Here is a 1,125-nt window from a genome sequence, read left to right as displayed (position 1 = left end):
GCCCTGGGCCTGCCGGCGCTGGAGCAGAACAGCTGGCGCTTCGGCCTGCGCCGCATGCTGCTGGGCTACGCCGTGGGGGCGGGGGAGCCCTGGGCCGAGATCGAGCCCTACGACGAAATCGGCGGCCTGGACGCAGCCGTCATCGGCCCCTTGGCGGGCCTGCTCGACGCCATCGACGCCCTGCACGACCAACTGGCCGAGAGCGTGCCGGCCGGCGACTGGACGGCGCGGCTGCAGGGGCTGCTGGCGCGCTTCTTCCTGGCCGAGGGCGAGCAGGAGCAGGCGCTGCTGAACGGGCTCACCGAGTCCCTGGAGCAGTGGCAGGCGCTGTGCGCCGAGGTGGCGCTGGCCGAGCCGCTGCCGCTCACCGTGGTGCGCGAGGCCTGGCTGGGGGCCCTGGAGCAGGGCCGGCTCAGCCAGCGCTTCCTGGCCGGGGCGGTGAACTTCTGCACCCTGATGCCGATGCGCGCCATTCCCTTCCGCCAGGTGTGCCTGCTCGGCATGAACGACGGCGACTACCCGCGCAGCGTCACCCCGCTGGACTTCGATCTGATGGCCGGCGACTACCGGCCCGGCGACCGCTCCCGACGGGAGGACGACCGCTACCTGATGCTGGAGGCGCTGCTCTCGGCCCGGGACCGGCTCTATATCAGCTGGGTGGGGCGCAGCATCCGCGACAACGGCGAGCGCCCGCCCTCGGTGCTGGTGGGCCAGCTTAGGGATCTGCTGGGCCAGTGGCGGCTGGCCGACGGCGGCGAGCTGCTCTCCGCCATCACCACCGAGCACCCGCTGCAGCCCTTCAGCCGGCGCTATTTCAGCGGCGAGGGGCTGGTCAGCTACGCCCGGGAGTGGGCCGCCCGGGACAGGGCCCACGAAGCCGAGGGCCCCCTGCCGCCCTGGCAACCCGACGAGCCGGTCGCCCCGGAGCAGTTGCAGCAGTTTTTGCGCCAGCCGGTGGCGAGCTTTTTTTCCCGCCGGCTCAAGGTGGTGCTGGATGACATCGCCGCCGTCCGGCTGGACGAGGAGCCCTTCGCCCTGGACGGCCTGGAGCGCTATGTGATCAAGCGCGAGCTGCTTGAGGCCGCCGCCGGCGCCGACGAGGCACAGCCGGCCCTGGCCCGGGCC

General features: G+C 72.9%; 1 pseudogene. It reads left to right on the top strand.

The features are described 5' to 3' along the window. Positions 1-1,125: pseudogene (locus tag CGX12_RS19230) on the top strand (exodeoxyribonuclease V subunit gamma); the annotation flags it as partial.

Origin of the sequence: Zobellella denitrificans (genome assembly GCF_002237365.1) — a bacterium.
In the GTDB taxonomy this organism is placed as follows: domain Bacteria; phylum Pseudomonadota; class Gammaproteobacteria; order Enterobacterales; family Aeromonadaceae; genus Oceanimonas; species Oceanimonas denitrificans.
This window is presented reverse-complemented; position numbering and strand designations above follow the sequence as displayed.